This window comes from Thermobrachium celere DSM 8682, from assembly GCF_000430995.1.
GTDB classification, from domain to species: Bacteria; Bacillota; Clostridia; order Clostridiales; family Caloramatoraceae; genus Thermobrachium; species Thermobrachium celere.
Map to the genome: position 1 here is coordinate 3,229 of NZ_HF952014.1, position 547 is coordinate 3,775.

The 547-nt window shown below is 30.5% G+C and carries 1 protein-coding gene and 1 pseudogene; one reads left to right on the forward strand and one right to left on the reverse strand.

Translation table 11 applies throughout. The annotated features are described in order from the left end of the window. Positions 1–200, forward strand: a pseudogene (locus TCEL_RS00565) (asparaginase); the annotation flags it as partial. Positions 201–350: 150 nt separating this feature from the next. Here the strand turns inward: TCEL_RS00565 and TCEL_RS13950 are convergent. Beyond that, positions 351–547: hypothetical protein (locus TCEL_RS13950; protein WP_207636299.1), on the reverse strand; the 197-nt coding region annotated here is incomplete at its 5' end.

A 547-nucleotide genomic window follows, 5' to 3' on the forward strand; every position in this document is an offset into this window, starting at 1 on the left:
ACAGTAACAAGGTTATATTCTATCGTGACAGCATTAGAAAGCAGCATATCGAAATAGACAGTGTAAATGCAAATGTTCAGCTCATCAAATGTGTAACAGGTATGGATTCCACTTTAATAGATTACTGTATTGAAAAGGGAATAGATGGTCTTGTAATTGAAGGAATGGGAAGAGGAAATTGTTCCTACCTAAATCACTAGTTTTTTCGGTTGAAAGTAAGAAACTAAAATTAATTGACTAGATAGGACTTTATCACATTTGGCAAAATTGAGAAAATAATTTGATTGTGAGAAAATAAATAGAATAATGATTTGATAATGATATTGGGTAAAAATTTACAAAAGTAAAATCTATATTGTATCAAAAACATCGTCTAAAGACATATTTGAACTATGATTTTGATACAGTAGATAGAAGCCTTGAGAAATCAGGGTCTTTTTTGCTTTTTGAGGTTCTTTGTTAATAGTTGGGGCGGGTATTTGATTAGAATGACTGTCTTTCTTATTTAAGAAGGATTTAAATGAATAGATCGGATGATGGAGAGTAC